This window comes from Burkholderia sp. 22PA0099 (assembly GCF_047497165.1).
In the GTDB taxonomy this organism is placed as follows: domain Bacteria; phylum Pseudomonadota; class Gammaproteobacteria; order Burkholderiales; family Burkholderiaceae; genus Burkholderia.
Genome location: NZ_CP163165.1, coordinates 3,479,137 through 3,498,057 on the forward strand (window position 1 = coordinate 3,479,137; position 18,921 = coordinate 3,498,057).

General features: G+C 67.8%; 17 protein-coding genes and 2 tRNA genes. 10 read left to right on the forward strand and 9 right to left on the reverse strand.

Annotation, left to right across the window (positions count from 1 at the left end; all coding sequences use genetic code 11):
* Window positions 1-8 precede the first annotated feature (8 nt).
* From AB4851_RS30770 to AB4851_RS30785, 4 genes are read right to left on the reverse strand one after another with little or no spacing between them, the layout of a single operon-like run.
* Window positions 9-1,013, reverse strand: coding sequence for a S49 family peptidase (locus AB4851_RS30770; protein WP_414450104.1), 1,005 nt, complete (start codon window positions 1,011-1,013; stop codon window positions 9-11).
* Window positions 1,014-1,043: 30 nt separating this feature from the next.
* Window positions 1,044-1,427 (reverse strand): Rieske (2Fe-2S) protein, encoded by a 384-nt coding sequence (locus AB4851_RS30775; RefSeq protein ID WP_414450105.1) that lies wholly within the window; start codon window positions 1,425-1,427, stop codon window positions 1,044-1,046.
* Window positions 1,424-2,083: an HAD-IA family hydrolase gene (locus tag AB4851_RS30780; RefSeq protein ID WP_414450106.1), complete on the reverse strand. Its 660-nt coding sequence runs from the start codon at window positions 2,081-2,083 to the stop codon at window positions 1,424-1,426. Before AB4851_RS30780 ends, AB4851_RS30775 begins: the two co-directional genes overlap by 4 nt.
* A 5-nt stretch (window positions 2,084-2,088) precedes the next feature.
* Entirely contained in the window at window positions 2,089-3,093 is a 1,005-nt protein-coding gene (locus tag AB4851_RS30785) for an RluA family pseudouridine synthase (RefSeq protein WP_414450107.1), read from the reverse strand.
* Between the two features lie 721 nt (window positions 3,094-3,814).
* Between AB4851_RS30785 and AB4851_RS30790 the strand changes: the two genes are divergently transcribed.
* The 6 genes from AB4851_RS30790 (at window position 3,815) to AB4851_RS30815 (ending at window position 11,276) form a co-directional block, all read left to right on the forward strand.
* Window positions 3,815-7,090, forward strand: a complete 3,276-nt coding sequence (locus tag AB4851_RS30790; protein ID WP_414450108.1) for an Rne/Rng family ribonuclease — start codon at window positions 3,815-3,817, stop codon at window positions 7,088-7,090.
* A 203-nt stretch (window positions 7,091-7,293) separates the two neighbouring features.
* Window positions 7,294-8,406, forward strand: coding sequence for a GTP 3',8-cyclase MoaA (gene moaA, locus AB4851_RS30795; RefSeq protein ID WP_414450109.1), 1,113 nt, complete (start codon window positions 7,294-7,296; stop codon window positions 8,404-8,406).
* A gap of 109 nt (window positions 8,407-8,515) precedes the next feature.
* Window positions 8,516-9,070: a molybdenum cofactor guanylyltransferase MobA gene (mobA, locus tag AB4851_RS30800; protein WP_414451984.1), complete on the forward strand. Its 555-nt coding sequence runs from the start codon at window positions 8,516-8,518 to the stop codon at window positions 9,068-9,070.
* A 97-nt stretch (window positions 9,071-9,167) separates the two neighbouring features.
* On the forward strand, window positions 9,168-10,466 hold the full coding sequence (gene glp, locus AB4851_RS30805) for a gephyrin-like molybdotransferase Glp (protein WP_414450110.1): 1,299 nt from the start codon (window positions 9,168-9,170) through the stop codon (window positions 10,464-10,466).
* A 43-nt stretch (window positions 10,467-10,509) separates the two neighbouring features.
* A complete protein-coding gene (locus AB4851_RS30810) occupies window positions 10,510-10,785 on the forward strand; it encodes a hypothetical protein (protein ID WP_414444272.1) in 276 nt (91 codons plus the stop codon).
* A gap of 56 nt (window positions 10,786-10,841) precedes the next feature.
* Window positions 10,842-11,276 carry an N-acetyltransferase family protein gene (locus AB4851_RS30815; RefSeq protein WP_414451985.1) on the forward strand — a complete coding sequence of 145 codons (435 nt, stop codon included), beginning with the start codon at window positions 10,842-10,844 and terminating at the stop codon, window positions 11,274-11,276.
* A 39-nt stretch (window positions 11,277-11,315) separates the two neighbouring features.
* Here the strand turns inward: AB4851_RS30815 and rmuC are convergent, their stop codons facing one another.
* From rmuC to pncB, 5 genes are all read right to left on the reverse strand, one after another.
* The gene (gene rmuC / locus AB4851_RS30820; RefSeq protein ID WP_414450111.1) at window positions 11,316-12,776 is read right to left on the reverse strand and encodes a DNA recombination protein RmuC; all 1,461 of its coding nucleotides are present in this window, start codon (window positions 12,774-12,776) and stop codon (window positions 11,316-11,318) included.
* A complete protein-coding gene (locus AB4851_RS30825) occupies window positions 12,773-13,762 on the reverse strand; it encodes a 2-hydroxyacid dehydrogenase (RefSeq protein ID WP_414444270.1) in 990 nt (329 codons plus the stop codon). Before AB4851_RS30825 ends, rmuC begins: the two co-directional genes overlap by 4 nt.
* A gap of 86 nt (window positions 13,763-13,848) precedes the next feature.
* Entirely contained in the window at window positions 13,849-15,225 is a 1,377-nt protein-coding gene (locus tag AB4851_RS30830) for a sodium:proton antiporter (protein WP_414451986.1), read from the reverse strand.
* A 101-nt stretch (window positions 15,226-15,326) separates the two neighbouring features.
* Window positions 15,327-15,998 carry a LutC/YkgG family protein gene (locus AB4851_RS30835; protein WP_414450112.1) on the reverse strand — a complete coding sequence of 224 codons (672 nt, stop codon included), beginning with the start codon at window positions 15,996-15,998 and terminating at the stop codon, window positions 15,327-15,329.
* A 131-nt stretch (window positions 15,999-16,129) separates the two neighbouring features.
* Window positions 16,130-17,329: a nicotinate phosphoribosyltransferase gene (gene pncB, locus AB4851_RS30840; RefSeq protein WP_414450113.1), complete on the reverse strand. Its 1,200-nt coding sequence runs from the start codon at window positions 17,327-17,329 to the stop codon at window positions 16,130-16,132.
* Between the two features lie 319 nt (window positions 17,330-17,648).
* Here pncB and fdxA point away from each other — a divergent pair, with 319 nt between their 5' ends.
* From fdxA to AB4851_RS30860, 4 genes are all read left to right on the forward strand, one after another.
* Window positions 17,649-17,972 carry a ferredoxin FdxA gene (gene fdxA / locus AB4851_RS30845; protein WP_206130446.1) on the forward strand — a complete coding sequence of 108 codons (324 nt, stop codon included), beginning with the start codon at window positions 17,649-17,651 and terminating at the stop codon, window positions 17,970-17,972.
* Window positions 17,973-18,089: 117 nt separating this feature from the next.
* Window positions 18,090-18,165, forward strand: a tRNA-Asn gene (locus AB4851_RS30850).
* 60 nt (window positions 18,166-18,225) lie between these two features.
* Window positions 18,226-18,301 (forward strand) — tRNA-Asn (locus AB4851_RS30855).
* Window positions 18,302-18,443: 142 nt separating this feature from the next.
* Complete coding sequence (locus AB4851_RS30860; protein ID WP_414450114.1) at window positions 18,444-18,920, forward strand: CreA family protein; 477 nt, start codon at window positions 18,444-18,446, stop codon at window positions 18,918-18,920.
* Window position 18,921 lies beyond the last annotated feature (1 nt).

Genomic DNA, 18,921 nt, shown 5'->3' on the forward strand with positions numbered 1-18,921 from the left:
GCCGGCGATCAGCGCAGCGTGATGCCGCCCGCCGACAGCGCCGACTTCACCGCCCCGCCACCGATCGCCGCGCCGAACTTGCGCGCCACGCGGTTGCCGAGGCTTTCCTTGACTGTGTAATCGACGATATCGGGCGCCTTCAGCACGTCGCGCGCGACGCTGTCGGTGGTGCCGAAGCCGTCGGCCAGCCCCAGTTCGACGCTCTTCGCGCCAGTCCAGAACAGGCCGGAGAACAGATCCGGCGAATCGTGCAGGCGCTTGCCGCGGCCATCCTTCACGGCCTTGATGAACTGCGCGTGGATCTCGTCGAGCATCTCCTGCGCGTGCGCGTCCATCTTCGGCGTTTCCGGCGAAAACGGATCGAAGAAGCCCTTGTTCTCGCCCGAGGTGTGCAGGCGGCGCTGGACGCCGAGCTTGTCCATCAGCCCCGTGAAGCCGAAGCCGTCCATCAGCACGCCGATCGAGCCGACGATGCTGGCCTGATTGACGTAGATGCGATCGGCCGCCGCTGCGATGTAGTACCCGCCCGAGGCGCACATGTCGCTGACCACCACGTAGAGCGGCTTGGCCGGGTATTTCTTGCGCAGCCGGCGGATCTCGTCGTAGACGATACCGGCCTGCACCGGGCTGCCGCCCGGGCTGTTGATGCGCAACACCACGCCGACCGTGCCCGAATCGGAGAACGCGTCGTCGAGCGACGAATTGATGTCTTCCGCGTTGGCGTTGGTGCCGGCGGCGATTTCGCCGTCGATCGTCACGAGCGCCGTGTGGCGGCTGCTCGACAGCTTGCCGTCGTTGGAAAAATCGAAGATCGCGAACACCAGCCCGATCACCACCACGAGCCACAGGAAACGGAAGCCGATCCGCCAGCGGCGCGCCGCGCGCTGCTCGACGATCGCGGCCATTGCAATGCGTTCGAGCGCGGTGCGCTCCCAGGTGGGCTCGTTCAGCGGTTGGCGGCCTGCGTCACGCTCGGCGCCGGGTGCATCGGGGGGAGTCGTTTGGTCGGTCATGCGGGAAGCCAGTGAGGGTCGGGAAATCGGTCAGGAAGCCTGCGGCAGCAGCTCGGCGTCGGGCAGCCAGTAGACGGCGCGGCCCTCGGGCGCATCGCGCTCGTCCACCTCGACGGCCCGCAGCCGCGCGCCGCGGCACGGGCCGCCGACGCATTTGCCGGTATCGGGGGTGTAGATCGCGCCATGGGTGGCGCACATCAGATAGAGGCCGGACGATTCGAAGAACTGGCCCTCGTTCCAGTCCAGCTCCATCGGCACATGCGCGCAGCGGTTCAGGTAGCCGTAGGCACGGCCGTCGTAGCGCACGAAGAACACCACGACCGACTCGCCGCGCAACGTGGCCGGCACCCGGATGCCCGCGCCGCCGTCGACGAGGGCGGCCGACGCGCAGACGAATACGGCCTCGCCGCTCATGCGTGTTCGCGCAGCCAGCCGGCCAGCGCGCCGACATCGTCGGCAAGAAAACGCGGCGACAGCGCCGCCAGCGATTCGGCCGGATGCGCGCCGTAGGCGACGCCGATGCCGGCCGCGCCGGCGCTGGCCGCCATCTGCAGATCGTGGGTGGTGTCGCCGATCATGACGGTGCGCGCCAGATCCTGCCCCAGTTCCCGGCTCAGTTCGTGCAGCATGGCCGGATGCGGCTTGGAGAAGGTTTCGTCGGCGCAGCGCGTGCCATCGAAAAAGCGCGTGAGCTTGGTTTCGTCGAGCGCGCGGTTCAGGCCCACGCGGCCCTTGCCGGTGGCCACGGCCAACAGGTAGCCGGTGTCGCGCAGCTCTTCGAGCATCTCGCGCACGCCCGCGAACAGCTCGATGCGCTGATCCTTCACCAGATAGTGGAACCGGTACCGCTCGGCGAGCTTCGCGTAGTGGGACGGATCGAGCGTGGGCGCGGCGATCGCCAGCGCGTCACGCAGGCCAAGGCCGATCACATAGCGCGCGGCGTCGTCGGACGGCGCCGGCAGGCCGAGATCGCGGCAGGCCGCCTGGATGCTCAGCGCGATGTGCGCCGTCGAATCCATCAGCGTGCCATCCCAGTCGAAAACGATCAGGTCAAATTGCTGTCGGGACATGCGGTTCATGCGCCGGAAGCGCGCAGTTCGTTGAGTTGGTCGAGAAAGCGCCGGCATTCGTCGGGCAGCGGCGCGTCGAACTGCAGCGTGTCGCCGGACAGCGGATGCACGAGCTTCAGGCGATAGGCGTGCAGGAACATGCGCTTCAGCGAAGGGCGCGCGTTCGCACGCGCCAACGCCTTGTTCAGGGCGAAATCGCCGTACTTCGCGTCGCCGGCGATCGGCAGCCCAAGGTGGGCCAAGTGTACGCGGATCTGGTGGGTCCGACCCGTTTTCAGCTCCGCTTCGAGAAATGCATAGCCGGGCCAACTGTCGATCAGGTTGAACACGGTGTGCGACGACACGCCGTCGTCCTGCACGCGCACGCGGCGCTCGCCGTCGGGCGTCAAATACTTGAACAGCGGCGCCTTGACGGCCCGCCGGCGCCCCCAGTCGGGCGCCCACTCGCCATGGCCGCAGGCGTAGTAACGCTTGTCCATGCGATTTTCGCGGATCTGCTCGTGCAGCCCGACCAGTGCCGAGCGCTTCTTGGCCAGCATCAGGATGCCCGAGGTTTCGCGGTCGAGCCGATGCACCAGTTCAAGGAACTTGGCCGTGGGCCGTGCCGCGCGCATTTGCTCGATCACGCCGAACGATACGCCGCTGCCGCCGTGCACCGCCACACCGGCCGGCTTGTTGATGACGACCATCGCGTCGTCCTCGAACAGGATCTCGAATTCGGCGGCCGGCACCGGGGCGGCCTCTTGCGCGGCATCCGGTGTGGCGAGCCGGATCGGCGGAATTCGCACGATGTCGCCATAGGCCAGCCGATACTGGGCATCGATCCGGCCCTTGTTGACACGAACCTCGCCACTGCGCAGGATGCGATAGATGTGACTTTTTGGCACGCCCTTACAGACGCGCAACAGGAAGTTGTCGATACGTTGACCGGCAGAATCATCACCGATCTCGACCATGGAAACCTGACCGCTCTCGACCGATTTCTGGGATATTTTGCCTAACTCATTCATACTGAATATAATTTTGCCGAGCTTTCCGCTGCGTGCGGCCGGATCGGCCGGTTTCGGGCGGATTGCGAAGGGCGCAAGCGCAAACCGCTATTTTACTTGCGCCAGGGGTCTGCTGCTCACCCTTGCATAAAAGAGAAGCAGCAAAAGTTGCACGCACGGCACTTCATCCCGGCAAGGATCGCGCCCACAGGCGGATTCGGTCGGAAGCGTGCCGCGGTAACGGAATGTTGGACAAAAAGAATTTAATTGGCAGCGGCAGACCGGCACGATTCAGGCCGGCCGCGCTGCCGGTTGCGATTATGACGGCGTGCGCCACCCCAGGTTTCGCGAAGCGTGCGAAGCCGGCGACGTCAAACCAGGGTAGAACACCCCAGGCGGGAAAGTCGGGCTGGATTCGATACTCCCCGCTGCGGCCTGGCCGCAGCACATGCCGCCCAGCAGCGTCGCGCGCAACTTGCGCCGCGTACTGCGTGGCATTGCCCGGTTACAGGCTTAGCGCGCCGCATGGCGCGCGGAGTGGTCATCCGTGCTTTGAAGCCGCATTCGCAGGTGCCCCTGGCTGCCGGCCGGTCGTATCGGCCCGCGCCTGATCAGGCAATTCTCCCGCCATCGTTCCCGCTCCAGCGTGCTTGTGACAACACAACAAGGCGCGGCCTGTCTTCGCACGCGTTCCGCCTGACAAGCGAAACGCGCCGCCGGCAGCGCCGCCTGGAGTCGTTCAATGAAACGCATGCTGTTCAATGCGACGCAGCAGGAAGAACTGCGCGTCGCCATCGTCGATGGGCAGAAGCTCATCGACATCGACATCGAAACCGCCGGCCGCGAACAGCGCAAAGGCAATATCTACAAGGGCGTGATCACGCGCATCGAGCCCTCGCTCGAAGCGTGCTTCGTCAACTACGGCGAAGATCGCCACGGCTTCCTGCCGTTCAAGGAAGTCGCGCGCCAGTACTTCCGCGACGGCGTCGACATGCGCTCCGCGCGCATCCAGGACGCCCTGCGCGAAGGCCAGGAACTGATCGTTCAGGTCGAGAAGGAAGAACGTGGCAACAAGGGCGCCGCCCTGACCACCTTCATCTCGCTGGCCGGCCGTTACCTCGTGCTGATGCCGAACAACCCGCGCGGCGGCGGCGTGTCGCGCCGCATCGAGGGCGACGAGCGTCAGGAACTGCGCGAAACCATGGCGCAGCTCGAAATCCCCGAAGGGATGAGCATGATCGCCCGCACCGCGGGCATCGGCCGCAGCGCCGAAGAACTGCAATGGGATCTGAACTACCTGCTGCAGCTCTGGCATGCGATCGAAGCAGCGTCGAAGAGCGGCCACAACGGCCAGCCGATGCTGATCTATCTCGAATCGAGCCTCGTGATTCGCGCGATCCGGGACTATTTCCAGCCCGATATCGGCGAAATTCTGATCGACACCAACGAAATCCATGACCAGGCCCGGGCCTTCATGGACATCGTGATGCCGGACAACGTCGGCAAGGTGAAGCGCTATCACGACGACGTCCCGCTGTTCTCGCGCTTCCAGATCGAACACCAGATCGAAACGGCGTACTCGCGCACGGTGCCGCTGCCCTCGGGCGGCGCGATCGTGATCGATCACACCGAAGCACTGGTGGCGATCGACGTGAACTCGGCCCGCGCCACCAAGGGTGCGGACATCGAGGAAACGGCCACCCGCACCAACCTCGAAGCCGCCGACGAAGTGGCGCGCCAGTTGCGCCTGCGCGACCTCGGCGGCCTGATCGTGATCGATTTCATCGACATGGAATCGGCCAAGAGCCAGCGTGAAGTCGAGCAACGCCTGAAAGATGCGCTCAAGCACGACCGTGCGCGCGTGCAGATGGGCAAGATCTCGCGCTTCGGCCTGATGGAACTGTCGCGTCAGCGCCTGCGTCCGGCGCTGTCGGAAGGCAGCCATGTGACCTGCCCGCGCTGTAACGGCACCGGCCACATCCGCGATACGGAATCCTCGGCGCTGCAAGTGCTGCGGATCATCCAGGAAGAGGCGATGAAGGAGAACACCGCGGCGATCCATTGCCAGGTGCCCGTCGAAGTCACGGCCTTCCTGCTGAACGAAAAGCGTCAGGAAATCAACAAGATCGAGTCGCGCTTCAAGGTTGGCATCGTGCTGATCCCGAACAAGCACCTCGATACGCCGCACTACAAGCTCGAACGTCTGCGTCACGACGACGCTCGCCTCGACGACCCGCGCGCCTCGTGGAAGATGGCCGAGGAAGCGGCCCGCGAACTGGAATCGGAAACCGGTTACAGCAAGCGCGATACCGAAGCGAAGCCGAAGCAGGAAGCCGCCGTCAAGGGCATCACGCCGGCCAGCCCGGCGCCGAGCGCAGCACCGCAACGCGAAGCCGCACCGGCTCCGGTTGCCGCCCCGGCTCCGGCCGCGGTGGCCGCACCGGCCGGCGGTGGTTTCTTCGGCTGGATCAAGAGCCTGTTCGGCGCGGCGCCTACGCCCGCTCCGGCACCGGAACCGGTCAAGGAAGCAGCGGCACCGGCCCGTCCGGCCCGCGAACGCGGCGAGAAATCCGAGCGCGGTGAGCGCGGCGGCGATCGCAGCCGCAACGGCAACCGCCGTGGCCAGCAAGCCGGCACGCGCGACGCCCAGCCCGCCGTGACCGGCGGCCGTCAGCCGCAGCAGCCGCGCGGCGAGCGCGAAGGCAAGGAAGCGCGCGAACCGCGCGAACAACGCGAGCCGCGTGAGGCCCGCGAAGGCCGTGGCAACCGCGAGCCGCGCGAGGCACGTGAAGGTCGCGAAGGCCGTGAGGGTCGCGAAGTCCGCGAACCGCGCGAGCCGCGTGAACAACGCGAACCGCGTGAGGCCCGTGAAGCCCGTGAGCCGCGCGAGAATCGTGAACCGCGCGAACGCGCCGTGACGGCCGACGATGCAGCGGAAACGCCGCGTCAGGAACGTCGCGAACGTGGCGAGCGCGGTGAACGCCGCAAGGCCGTGCCGCACGCCGCCACGCTCGAAACCGTCAACCGCGGCGAAGCCCACGCCGAGACGGACGAGAACGCAGCGCAACTGGATGCATCGGGTGCGGACTTCGCCGCCGACGCCGAAGCCGGCGCACGCGACGGTGAAGAACGCCGCCGCCGCCGCCGCGGCCGTCGTGGTGGTCGTCGCGATCGTGAAGAAGGCGCAGCAGGCGCACAGGACGGCGTGGAAGGTTCGGAAGGCGCAGAGCAAGCCGAAGCCGGTCATGCCGAGCACGCACCGGTGGTGGCCGCTGTCGCAACCGTGACGGCCGCAACCGCCGCCGTGGCGGTCGAAGCCGTTGCCGCACACGCAGAAGCGGCATCGGCTCCGGCCGAAGCAGCAGCACCGGAAGCCCCGGCGCCGACGATTTCGCCTGCCGCCGCGCTGGAAGCCGTCGCACCGGCCCCGGTCGTCGAAACCGAACCGGCTCCGGCTCCGGAACCGGCCGTGCTGGCCACGCCGGCACCGGTCGAAGCCGCACCGGCCGCCGAGCCCGTCCAGGCGGAACCGGCTCCGGCCGCCGCCGAACCGGTCAGCGAAGCCCCGGCTCCGGTCGAAGCGCCTGCTGCCGAAGCCGCGCCGGTCGTCGAAGCCGCGCCGGTCGTCGAAGCGGTTCCGACCCCGGCCGAAGCACCGGCTGCCGTCGAACCGGCCGCGTCGCCCGCCGCCGCTCCGGCACCGGCTCCGGTGGAGGCCACGTCGGTCGCCGCTGAACCGGCACCGGCGCCGGTCGCTGAAGCCGCGCCGCAAGTGCCCGCTGCCGTCGAAACGCAGCAACCGGCTCCGGCCGCCGCACCCGCAGCAGCCGTCGGCATCGAAGCCGCGCTGGACGCCGCCGGCCTGACCTGGGTGAACACGGATGCCGACAAGCTCCGTGCCGCGCAAGAAGCCGCGTCGCGCCTCGCCGCGCCGGTGCGCGCCCAGCGTGAACGCAAGGTGCTGCCGCCGGTCGATTCGGCGCCGATGCAGCAGGTCGAAACCCACACGCAGCAATAAGTCGCACCGGGTTTCGCCCCCCAAACCCGCCCTTCCGAGGGCGGGTTTTTTTATGTCTACCGGCTTGCTGCGTTGACAGGCGCGGCTGTGCATCGCCGTCTGTGCTCTTTTTCTACGGGTTTCCGTGCGCCGGCCCGATCGGCGCGTTGCCGCTAAAATAGACGTCTGAACGTTCCCACGAATTCGCACCCGATTCATCCGCCATGTCCCGACGCATCATCCCGCTCATCGACGCCAGCAGCATCCCGGATCTGTCCGGCGCCCTGCTCGCTCCGAACGGCACGCTGCGCGACGCGCTCGCGCGGCCGCTGCGGGACCTGCGCATCTCGGTCACCGATCGCTGCAACTTCCGCTGCGTCTACTGCATGCCGCGCGACGTGTTCGACAAGGACTATCCGTTCCTGCCGCACAGCGCGCTGCTCTCGCTCGAGGAACTGGAACGCACGGCGCGCCTGTTCGTCGCGCACGGCGTGGAGAAAATCCGCATCACCGGCGGCGAGCCGCTGCTGCGCAAGAACCTCGAATTCCTGATCGAACGGCTCGCGCGAATGGAAACGGTCGACGGCCGTCCGCTCGACCTGACCCTGACGACCAACGGCTCGCTGCTGGCGCGCAAGGCACGCAGCCTGCGCGACGCCGGGCTGTCGCGCGTCACCGTCAGCCTCGACGCGCTCGACGACACGCTGTTCCGCCGCATGAACGATGCCGATTTCGCGAGCGCCGACGTGCTCGAAGGCATCTTCGCCGCGCAGGCGGCCGGGCTGGAGCCGGTCAAGGTCAACATGGTGGTCAAGCGCGGCACCAACGATGCCGAAATCCTGCCGATGGCGCATCGCTTCCGGCACACCGGCGTGGTGCTGCGCTTCATCGAATACATGGACGTCGGCAGCTCGAATGGCTGGAACATGACCGACGTGCTGCCGTCAGCCGACGTGTTGAAACGCATCGACGCCGAATTCCCGCTCGTGCCGCTCGACGCCCACACGCCCGGTGAAACCGCCCAGCGCTGGGCCTACGCCGACGGCGGCGGCGAAATCGGCCTGATCTCCAGCGTGACGCGCGCGTTCTGCGGCGATTGCACGCGCGCGCGCCTGTCGACCGAAGGCAAGCTGTACACGTGCCTGTTCGGCACCTCGGGCCACGATCTGCGCGGGCTGCTGCGCAACGGCGCGTCCGATGCGCAAATCTCCAGCGCCATCGCGCGCATCTGGCACGCGCGCGACGACCGCTATTCGCAATTGCGCGGCACCAGCCAGGCCAAAGCGCCGGCCGAGGGCCATGCGCCGCGTGTCGAGATGTCCTATATCGGCGGCTGACCGCCGCTCCGCCACGCCCGTGCCCCCCTCCGATTCGTCCACGCCCCCGAGTGCCGCTCGGCACGCCACGCTGACCGGCCTGCTGCTCGCAGGTGGCCAGGGTTCGCGCATGGGTGGCGTCGACAAGGGCCTGCAACCGCTGCACGGCGAACCGCTCGCGCAGCATGTGCTGCGCCGGCTCGCGCCGCAAACTAGCGCCTGCCTGATCAGCGCGAACCGCAACCCCGAGGTCTATCTCGCGCTCGGCCAGCCCTACGGCGCGCGCGTCGTGGCCGATGCGACGCCCGGCTTCGCGGGGCCGCTCGCCGGGCTGCTGGCCGGGCTGCGCGCCGCGCCAACGCCCCTGGTGCTGACGGCGCCGTGCGACACGCCGTATCTGCCGCTCGACCTGGCCGCGCGCCTGCTCGCCGCGCGCGAGGCGCACGCCGCCGAGATCGCCGTGGCCGTGTCGATCGACGCCGACGGCACGCGCCACGCGCAGCCGACCTTCGCGCTGGTGCCCGCCGCGCTCGCCGACGACCTCGACGCCGCACTGGCGGCCGGAGAGCGGCGTGTGCGCGCGTGGTACGCACGCCACACGGCCGTCGAAGTGCCATTTCACGACGAGCGCGCGTTTTACAATGCCAATTCTTTGCAGGAATTGACCCGCCTCGAGCGCGAATGACGCCGGCACGGCCATTCCGGCCCGCCGCACCCGCTGCCGCCGCAGCACGCCATCGCCCACCGGCGCGAACCGTCCGCCTCGCGGCGCCTCACCAGCCATGACCACGCATCCGTCGCCCGCCGCTCCGAACTCCGAAACCTTGTCCGTCGATGCCGCGCGCGCGCTTGCACTGAGCCTTGCCGCGCCGGTCGAGGGCACGGAGCCGGTCGCGCTCGACGCCGCACTCGGCCGCGTGCTGGCCGAGGCGATCGCCTCGCCGCTCGACGTGCCGGCCTATGACAACTCGGCGATGGACGGCTATGCGTTCGACGGCGCGGCGCTCGTGGCCGCCGTGGCAAACGGCGGCGAACTGGCGTTGACGGTGGCCGGCACCGCGCTGGCCGGCCATCCGCATCCGGGTGCGACGCCTGCCGGCGCCTGCGTCCGGATCATGACCGGCGCACCGATGCCGGCCGGCTGCGACACCGTGATTCCGCAGGAACGCGTCGACCTGAGCACACACGCCATCGCGCGCTTCGCGGCGAACGCCGTGGCGCGCGGCGCAAACTGCCGGCGCGCCGGCGAGGATCTCGCCCACGGCGCCACCGTGCTCGACGCCGGTCGCATCGTGCGCCCGGCCGACCTCGGCCTGCTGGCCTCGCTCGGCATCGATCGCGTGCTGGTGCGGCGGCGCTTGCGCGTGGCCTGCCTGTCGACCGGCGACGAATTGCGCGCACCGGGCGAACCGCTCGGCGCGGGCGGACGTTACGACAGCAACCGCGCGATCCTGTTCGGCATGCTCGCCACGCTCGGCGTGGAAACGATCGACGGCGGCATCGTCCGCGACGATCCGGCCGCGCTCGAAGCGGCGCTGCGCGACGCGGCCACGCGGGCCGACGTGGTCATCACTTCGGGGGGCGTGTCGGTGGGCGACGCCGATTTCACGCGCGACCTGCTCGGCAAGCTCGGCCACGTGCATTTCGCGAGCCTCGCGATGCGCCCCGGCCGGCCGCTCGCCTGCGGCCAGCTCGACGCCGGCGCACCCAACGCACCCGGCGCTCGTGCGGCGCTGTTCTTCGGCCTGCCCGGCAACCCGGTAGCGGTCGCCGCCACGTTCCAGGTGATCGTGCGCGACGCGCTGCTGGCCTGCATGGGCGCGCAGCCGGAACCGGCCGCGCGCTACCCGGCCCGCGCGCTCGACGCGATCGACACGCGCACGGGCCGCACCGATTTCCTGCGCGGCATCGCCACGCGCGACACCGATGGCCACTGGCAAGTCGCCCCGGCAGGCTCGCAAAGTTCGGCATCGCTGAAAGGCCTCAGCGACGCGAATTGCTTCATCGTGATCGGCGCGGCACACGCTCGCGTCGAAGCCGGCGAGACGGTCGAGATTCTGCCGTTCGCCGGCGCACTCTAAAATTCAATATTTCCTGCACTAGCACTTACGGGGCAACTCGACTATGAAAAAGCAAATTACCTCGATCGCGGCGGGGCAGACGGCCAAGGCGCTGATCCTCGTGTACCTGACGTTCAGCGTGCCGATCGTGCTGCTCGGCATTCTCGTCGCGTTCGTGCGTTACGGGTCGGTCGAGTTGAGCACGATCTTCAGCGCGCTGCTGCTGAACGCGATCATCGGCTTCGTGCTGCTGTGGATTGCCTGCCACGCCTACAACTGGGTGGCCTCGCGCTTCGGCGGCATCGAGATCGTGCTGTCCGACGTTCAGGAAGAAGCGTGAACACGACGGCCATCCGCGCCGCCCAACCCGGCGATGCCGCCGCGCTGGTCGCGCTGATGCGCGAGTTGGCCGAGTTCGAATCGTTGACGCACCTGTTCGTCGCAACCGAGGCCGATCTCGACGACGCACTGTTCGGGCCGAACCCGGCCGCGGGCGCGCTGGTCGCGACGCAAGATGGCGCCGTGGTGGGCTACGCGCTGTATTTCCAGAACTATTCGACGTTCCTCGGCAAGCGCGGGCTGTATCTCGAAGATCTCTACGTGCAGCCGGCCTGCCGTGGCACCGGCCTCGGCACGCGGTTGCTGCGCGCGCTGGCGGCCCTGGCGGTGGAGCAGCGCTGCGGGCGCTTCGAATGGACCGTGCTCGACTGGAACCAGCCGGCCATCGATTTCTACGAACGGCTCGGCGCGACGGTACTGCCCGATTGGCGCGTGGTGCGCGTGACGGGCGAGCAGCTCGAAGCGCTGGCCAAGCCGGCCGGCAACAACTGACACGGACCAACACGGCGCACCGCCCGGTGCGCCGCTTCATCACCCTTCCTCGTCCGGCCCCGCCTCACCGAGCAAGCCTGCCGCATCGTCGCCAGGCAAGGCCTCGACATCCTTGAGCTTGCGGCTCATCACGCGCGTACGCTGCTCGGCCGACTCGATCGAGCGCGTCACCGTTTCGAGTTGCGCCTTGGTGCGCGCCAGCACGTCGCCGAACTTGCCGAACTCGGTCTTGACCGCGCCCAGCACCTGCCAGACTTCGCTCGAACGCTGCTCGATGGCCAGCGTGCGGAAGCCCATCTGCAGGCTGTTGAGGAGTGCCGTCAGCGTGGTCGGCCCGGCAACCGTCACGCGATACTCGCGCTGCAGCAGGTCGGTCAACCCGGGGCGCCGCAGAACCTCGGCATACAGCCCCTCGGTCGGCAGGAACAGCAGCGCGAAATCGGTGGTGTGCGGCGGCGAGACGTACTTCTCGGCGATGGTCTTGGCCTCGGCGCGAATCCGCATTTCGAGCGCGCGCGCCGCCTCCTCCACGGCCACGACATCGGCGCGCTCCTGCGCATCGATCAGCCGCTCGTAATCCTCGCGCGGGAATTTCGCGTCGATCGGCAGCCACACCGGCTGCGAATCGTGCTGCCTGCCGGGCAGGCGGATCGCGAATTCGACGCGCTCGCTGCGCTTGGGCACCGTCGCGACGTTCTTCGCGTACTGGTCGGGCGTCAGCATCTGTTCGAGCAGCGCTTCGAGCTGCACCTCGCCCCAGGTGCCGCGCGTCTTGACGTTGGTCAGCACCTTCTTCAGATCGCCCACGCCGGCCGCCAGCGTCTGCATTTCGCCGAGCCCGCGATGCACCTGCTCCAGCCGCTCGGACACCAGCCGGAACGATTCGCCGAGCCGCTGTTCGAGCGTCGCGTGCAGTTTTTCGTCCACGGTGCGGCGCATCTCGTCGAGCTTCGCGGCGTTGTTCGCCTCGATGTCCTTCAGGCGCTGTTCGAGCGTGGCGCGCACTTCGCCGAGGCGACGGTCGTTCGCCTCGGTCAGTTGCACGAGCTGCTGGTTCAGCACGGCGCCGAAATGGCGCAGCGCGGCGCCCTGCTCGTCGCGCGCCAGTTGCGCCTGCTGATGCAGGCCGTCGCGCATCGCGTCGAACTGCTGCGTGTTGGCGGCCACCAGCTTCGCCAGTTGCTGCGCGAAGCCGTCGATCTGCTGATTCTGCACGGTGGCCACGCTCGTCATCTGCGCGGCCAGCATCTGCTGGAGCTGCGCGAAGCTGCCCGACAACTCGGTGCGCGCGCCGCGCGAGCTTTCGGTGATTTCGCCGCGCAGCGCGCGTTCGAGCCGCTCGGTGGCGCGAGCCTGCTCGTCCTGCACGTCGTCGAGCCGCTCGCCGAGCCAGCCGATGCCATCGCCGGCGCGGCCCGAGCCGCGCCAGAGCACCACCAGCGCGATCGCGAGCGCCACCGCCAGCACGACGATCGCGCCAAGCAACAACGGCATCGTCATGCGCGTGCCTTGCCGAGCACGTCGGGATTGACCGGGTTCGGCGGGCGGCCCGCGCGCGGCCCGACGCCGAGGCCCGCGATCAGGTTGTCGGCGGCGAGGTTCGCCATCGCGCGGCGCGTCGCCTCGGTGGCGCTCGCGATATGCGGCGTGATGACGATGTTCGGCACCTCGAGCAGCGCCGGGTTCACGCTCGGCTCGCCCTCGAACACGTCGAGGCCGGCCGCCGCGATGCGGCGCTCGCGCAGCGCCACGGCCAGCGCCGCGTCGTCGACGATGCCGCCGCGCGCGATATTGGTCAGCGTGGCGGTGGGCTTCATCAACGCCAGCTCGGCCGCGCCGATGGTGTGATGGCTTTCCTTCGTATAGGGCAGCACCAGCACGACATGATCGGCCTGGCGCAGCAGCGCTTCCTTCGAGAGATATTCGGCGTTCAGGTCGGCCTCGATCTCGGGCGCGACGCGCGAACGGTTGTGATACACCACGCGCATGTTGAAGCCGCGCGCGCGGCGCGCGAGCGCCTGGCCGATGCGGCCCATGCCGACCACGCCGAGCGTCGCGCCATGCAGGTCCGCGCCGAGGAAACTGTCGAACGACCACTTCTCCCACTTGCCGGCGCGCAGCCAGTGCTCCGATTCGGCGATACGGCGCGCGGCCGCCATCATCAGCGCCCAGCCGAAATCGGCGGTGCTCTCGTTGAGCACGTCGGGCGTGTTGGTGCCGAGCACGTTTGCCGCGTTGAACGCCGCGATGTCGAAGTTGTTGTAGCCAACCGCCATGTTCGATACGACGCGCAGCTTGGGCGCGGCGGCCAGCGCAGCGGCGCCGATCGGGTCGCCGGCCGTCAGCGCACCGTCCTTGTCGGCGAGCCGCGCATGGAGTGCGTCGGGCGAGAGGGCGTCGCCGTTGTTCCAGTCCACCTCGAAATGCTGCTTCAGACGCTCGATCACATCCGGAAAGATCGGACGCGCCACCAGGATTTTCTGCATTGCCTGCCTCCGTCAAATGCGCGCGGCCGGCTTCGCACGACTGCGCCGCCGGGCCGCCCGCCAAACCGTGTTGAAATCCGCCCTGCTCAGGCGGAGAAGAAGAGCCATGTCGTCAGCGCGAACACCGGCACGAGAATGCCGAACGACCAGCCCAGGTAGGCGAAGAAGCTCGGCATGCGAACCCCGCGCGATTCGGCGATCGCCTTCACCATGAAGTTCGGCGCATTGCCGATATAGCTGTTCGCGCCCATGAAGACCGCGCCGGCCGAGATCGCCGCGAGCGAGGCAGCGCCCGTGGTCATCAGCGTCGACGCATCGCCGCCGGCGAGGTTGAAGAATACGAGGTAGGTCGGCGCATTGTCGAGGAACGAGGACAGCAAACCGGTGGCCCAGAACAGCATCGGCACGATCGGCTCGCCGTGCGCGTCCGTCACCAGATGCACGATCGAGGCGAACGCGCCGCCCGCGCCCGCGCGCAGGATCACGATGACCGGCGCGATCGTCACGAAGATGCCGGCAAACAGCTTGGCCACCTCCTCGATCGGCGCCCAGTCGAACGCATTGCCTTCACGCGCCGCGCGCGGCGTCAGCGCCAGCGAAAGCAGCGCAACAGCGATCAGCGCCACGTCGCGCACGGCGTTCTGCAACGCCACGTGCGTGCCGAACACGTCGAACACGATGCCCGGCTTCCAGATGCCGCTCATCAGCACCAGCGCGACGATCACGGCCAGCAGCACGAAGTTGAACGTGCCCTCGATACGGATCGGCACCGGCGCGACGCCGGCGGGCTTATCGCCACGGCCACCGTCGCCGTCGCGCCGGAAACGCCAGCTATCGAGCGCATGAAAGACCGCCAGCAGGACGCCGCAGATGAACAGCGTGGGCAGCGCGAGATGGATCGTGGTCCAGAAGAAATCGACACCGTTCAGGAAGCCGAGAAACAGCGGCGGATCGCCGAGCGGCGACAGCGCGCCGCCCGCGTTCGCCACCAGGAAGATGAAGAACACCACGACGTGCACCACGCGCGGCCGCGCGGCATTGGCGCGCAGCAACGGCCGGATCAGCAGCATCGCGGCGCCGGTGGTGCCCATCAGGCTTGCGAGCAGCGCGCCGAGCGCGAGCAGCCCGGTATTGCGCGCGGGCGAGGCGCGCAGGTCGCCGTGCACGCAAATGCCGCCCGCTACCGTATAGAGCGTGGTCAGCAGCACGATGAACGGGATGTATTCCTCGAGCAGCGCATGCACCAGCGTGCCGAACGCCACGCCCGCGCCGAACACGGCCGCGAACGGCACGAGAAACGCGAGCGCCCAGGCCGCGGCGATCTTGCCGAAATGGTGATGCCAGAACAATGGCGCGACGAGCGGGAACACCGCGATCGACAGCAGCATGCCGGCGAACGGCAGGCCCCACAGCGCCGACAGCGTGGCGCCGTCGAGCGTGGCGGCAGAGGCCGGCAGCGGCATCAGCGCCAGCACGGCCAGCACCGGCACGCACGCGGCGAACGGTACGCGCGGCAAACGCAGCGCGCCATGCAGCGACGAAAAAAACGAACGGGCGGCGCGGCTCATGCGCCGCCCACGATGATCGCGTGGACGCGGTACGGGCCATGCGCGCCGAGCACGATGGTCTGCTCGATATCGCCGGTGCGCGACGGCCCCGACACGATATTCACGGCGCGCGGCAACTCGCCGTGTTCGGCGCGGATCAGCGCGAACGCTTCCTCGTGCCCGGCCACGATGCGCGAGGCGGGCACCACCACGAGATGGGTTTCCGGCAGCAGCGCGGCCGATGCGTAGGTGTCCGGCCCGGACAGCAGCACCAGCGAGCCGGTTTCGGCCGTCGCGCAGAAACAGCCCGTGATGCCGACCAGATCGCCGTCGCGCGGCTTGCGGCATTCGACGCCGAGGCCGGCCGCGCGCCAATCGAGTTCGGCGAGCGTGCGCCAGGCGATCGCCTGCATGGGCAAGGCATGTTCGGCGAGATAGCGGGCGGCGGCGGCCGGCACGTCGGCCAGCGTATCGACGGCTTCGACCGTGGTGGCCATGCGCACGGCTTCCTCGGTGAAGCGTGCGACGAGCGCGTCGGGATCGGTGGGCATCGGCGGGCGCGGGCCGGCCGGATGGCGCGCCAGGTAATCGGCGGCCTGTTCGTGCTCGTGCGCCTCGGCTTCGGCCGGGCGCCCCTGGGCCGCGCGGATGCGCGCGAAGATCTTGCGGCGGGCAGCCGACGTGTCCATGTGCGGTCCTCGTGAACGTGGCGGTGGGATCGCGCTCGATTATAACGGCCGGTGCCGGCGCGATGGCCCGCCACCGGCCGTTCGGACAGGTCGCGGCAGCGCGCCCGGGGGGCGCGTGCCGGCTCGCGGCCTTATTTGCCCGCGCTGTCCTCGTCCGGCTGGGCGATGCCGAACACCTGGCGCAGATAGGCCAGATAGTTCTTGTCGTCGCACATGCTCTTGCCCGGCGAATCGGACAGCTTGGCGACCGGTTGGCCGTTGCAGCGAACCATCTTGATGACGATCTGCAGCGGCCGGTAGCCGAGGTCGTTGGTCAGATTGGTGCCGACGCCGAACGCGAGCCTGCAGCGGTCGCGGAAGCGCTCGTAAAGCTGCAGCACCTTCGGGATGTCGAGCGCGTCGGAGAACACCAGCACCTTGGTGCGCGGGTCGCAGCGGTTCGACTCGTAGTGACGGATCATCCGCTCGCCCCACTCGAACGGATCACCGGAATCGTGGCGCGCGCCGTCGAACAACTTGCAGAAGTACATGTCGAAATCGCGCAGGAACGCATCCATGCCATACACGTCGGACAGCGCGATGCCGAGGTCGCCGCGATATTCCTTGGCCCACATCTCGAGCCCGTAGATCTGCGAATCGCGCAACCGCGGGCCGAGCGCCTGGCAGGCCTGCAGGTATTCATGCGCCATCGTGCCGAGCGGCGTGATGCCGTGCTTCTTCGCGTAATACACGTTGCTGGTGCCGGCGAACTGCGCACCGAGCCCGTCGCGCAGCGTCATCGCCACTTCCTCGTGCCACACCTTCGAGAAGCGGCGGCGCGTGCCGTAATCGGCGATCTTGCATTCGGAGAATTCGGGCTTCGCGCCGAGCAGGGTGATCTTGTCGCGCAGGCGATCGCGGCCCTCGCCGTAATCGGGCTCGGTCTGCGTGTTGCGGAAATACACCTCGTTGACGATCGCCAGCACCGGGATCTCGAACAGGATCGTGTGCAGCCACGGGCCGCGAATCACGATGTCGATCTCGCCGTTGGCCTTCGGCGACGGCGAGATCTCGATGTACTTCTCGTTGAGATGGAACAGCGCGAGGAACTCGACGAAATCGCCCTTGATGAAGCGCATTTCGCGCAGGTAATCGAGTTCGGCCTCGGTGAAACGCAGATGGCACAGGCCGCGCACTTCATCGCGAATCTCGTCGATATACGGCACGAGATCGATGCCGGGATTGCGGCACCGGAACCGGTATTCGACGTTGGCGGCCGGGAAGTGATGCAGCACCACCTGCATCATCGTGAACTTGTACAGATCGGTGTCGAGCAGCGAAGTAATGATCATGATTCGAGACTGCCTAGAAAGACTGCCTAACGCGCGAAGACCGCCGCGCACGACCCCGGCCGCAAGGAAGCGCCGGAACCGGAACGAGCCGCAGCGTTTCCACGCGAGCGCCCTGCCCGGACATGCCTGCCGCATGTTACCCGAATGCGCGCCAGACCATCCCCGTCACGGCGACGCGGCGCCACGCCATAAACTAATCACGAAACGGTATAAGACAGGGCCGGGGTGGCTGGATAAGGGTTTTCCGCTTCAGTTACAATGCCGCATTTGGCGCAAAGCCTACCCCCACACATATCATCGCCAAGCAGGAGCGTTTTGAATGACTCACGTTGTGACCGAAGGCTGCATCAAGTGCAAATACACGGATTGCGTCGATGTGTGCCCGGTGGATTGCTTCCGTGAAGGTCCCAATTTTCTCGCGATCGATCCGGACGAATGCATCGACTGCGCCGTGTGCGTGGCCGAATGCCCGACCAATGCGATCTACGCAGAGGAAGACGTTCCCGGCGACCAGCAGCAATACACGCCGCTGAATGCCGAACTGGCCAAGCTGTGGCCGTCGATCACCAAGACGAAGCCCGCCCCCGGCGACGCCGACGAGTGGAAGGACGTGCAGGACAAACTGCACCTGCTCGAGCGCTGATCTCGCCACGCTGCGCCCGTCCGCGGCGCAGCCTCGCATCCGGGTTTCCGGAAATTTCGCGCAGGGGCTTGACACGTTTTCGTTAGCCTCATAGAATCTCGTTTCTCTGCTGTTTGTTCCCCGATAGCTCAGTCGGTAGAGCGCCGGACTGTTAATCCGTAGGTCCCTGGTTCGAGCCCAGGTCGGGGAGCCAAAAATGCTTGGCGCGCTGGTTTCAGCGAGCCCGCACTGAACAAACGCAGTACCGATTTATTCCCCGATAGCTCAGTCGGTAGAGCGCCGGACTGTTAATCCGTAGGTCCCTGGTTCGAGCCCAGGTCGGGGAGCCAAACAGCGAAAAGGCCCGTCTCACGACGGGCCTTTTTGTTTTTCCGCCCTGCCCCTCGCCGTTTCCGCATCGCTGCCCGCGCGAAAACCCGGCAGCGCGCCGTGCTAGAGTCGAATTCCTTTCGCATTCCGCCCGCCCCGCCCATGATCCACCATCGCCTTGCCGCCGCGACCTGCCTCGCCGTCTCGTTGCTTCCGTTCGCCGCCGGCGCCGAGGAAGTCGCCAGCGTCAACACGAACTTCCGCGTCACCGGCTCCGATCGCGTGGTGGTCGAAGCCTACGACGACCCGCTCGTGCAGGGCGTGACCTGCTACGTATCGCGGGCGCGCACCGGCGGCATCAAGGGCAGCCTCGGCCTGGCCGAGGACCCGAGCGAGGCGTCGATCGCCTGCCGCCAGGTCGCGCCGATCCACTTCACGCAGCCGCTCAAGCAGCAGACCGACGTGTTCAGCGAACGCATGTCGTTCATCTTCAAGACCCTGCACGTGGTGCGCGTGGTCGACAAGAAACGCAACACGCTGGTGTACCTCACCTACAGCGATCGCGTGGTGTCGGGCAGCGCGAAGAACAGCGTCACGGCCGTGCCGGTGCCCGACGGCACGCCGATCCCGCTCAAGTAAT

Excerpts from the sequence above, each read along its gene's own strand:
- AB4851_RS30770 (WP_414450104.1), bottom strand. The coding sequence starts at position 1,013 with ATGACCGACCAAACGACTCCCCCCGATGCACCCGGCGCCGAGCGTGAC.
- AB4851_RS30775 (WP_414450105.1), bottom strand. The coding sequence starts at position 1,427 with ATGAGCGGCGAGGCCGTATTCGTCTGCGCGTCGGCCGCCCTCGTCGAC.
- AB4851_RS30780 (WP_414450106.1), bottom strand. The coding sequence starts at position 2,083 with ATGTCCCGACAGCAATTTGACCTGATCGTTTTCGACTGGGATGGCACG.
- AB4851_RS30785 (WP_414450107.1), bottom strand. The coding sequence starts at position 3,093 with ATGAATGAGTTAGGCAAAATATCCCAGAAATCGGTCGAGAGCGGTCAG.
- AB4851_RS30790 (WP_414450108.1), top strand. The coding sequence starts at position 3,815 with ATGAAACGCATGCTGTTCAATGCGACGCAGCAGGAAGAACTGCGCGTC.
- moaA (WP_414450109.1), top strand. The coding sequence starts at position 7,294 with ATGTCCCGACGCATCATCCCGCTCATCGACGCCAGCAGCATCCCGGAT.
- mobA (WP_414451984.1), top strand. The coding sequence starts at position 8,516 with ATGGGTGGCGTCGACAAGGGCCTGCAACCGCTGCACGGCGAACCGCTC.
- glp (WP_414450110.1), top strand. The coding sequence starts at position 9,168 with ATGACCACGCATCCGTCGCCCGCCGCTCCGAACTCCGAAACCTTGTCC.
- AB4851_RS30810 (WP_414444272.1), top strand. The coding sequence starts at position 10,510 with ATGAAAAAGCAAATTACCTCGATCGCGGCGGGGCAGACGGCCAAGGCG.
- AB4851_RS30815 (WP_414451985.1), top strand. The coding sequence starts at position 10,842 with ATGCGCGAGTTGGCCGAGTTCGAATCGTTGACGCACCTGTTCGTCGCA.
- rmuC (WP_414450111.1), bottom strand. The coding sequence starts at position 12,776 with ATGACGATGCCGTTGTTGCTTGGCGCGATCGTCGTGCTGGCGGTGGCG.
- AB4851_RS30825 (WP_414444270.1), bottom strand. The coding sequence starts at position 13,762 with ATGCAGAAAATCCTGGTGGCGCGTCCGATCTTTCCGGATGTGATCGAG.
- AB4851_RS30830 (WP_414451986.1), bottom strand. The coding sequence starts at position 15,225 with ATGCCGCTGCCGGCCTCTGCCGCCACGCTCGACGGCGCCACGCTGTCG.
- AB4851_RS30835 (WP_414450112.1), bottom strand. The coding sequence starts at position 15,998 with ATGGACACGTCGGCTGCCCGCCGCAAGATCTTCGCGCGCATCCGCGCG.
- pncB (WP_414450113.1), bottom strand. The coding sequence starts at position 17,329 with ATGATCATTACTTCGCTGCTCGACACCGATCTGTACAAGTTCACGATG.
- fdxA (WP_206130446.1), top strand. The coding sequence starts at position 17,649 with ATGACTCACGTTGTGACCGAAGGCTGCATCAAGTGCAAATACACGGAT.
- AB4851_RS30860 (WP_414450114.1), top strand. The coding sequence starts at position 18,444 with ATGATCCACCATCGCCTTGCCGCCGCGACCTGCCTCGCCGTCTCGTTG.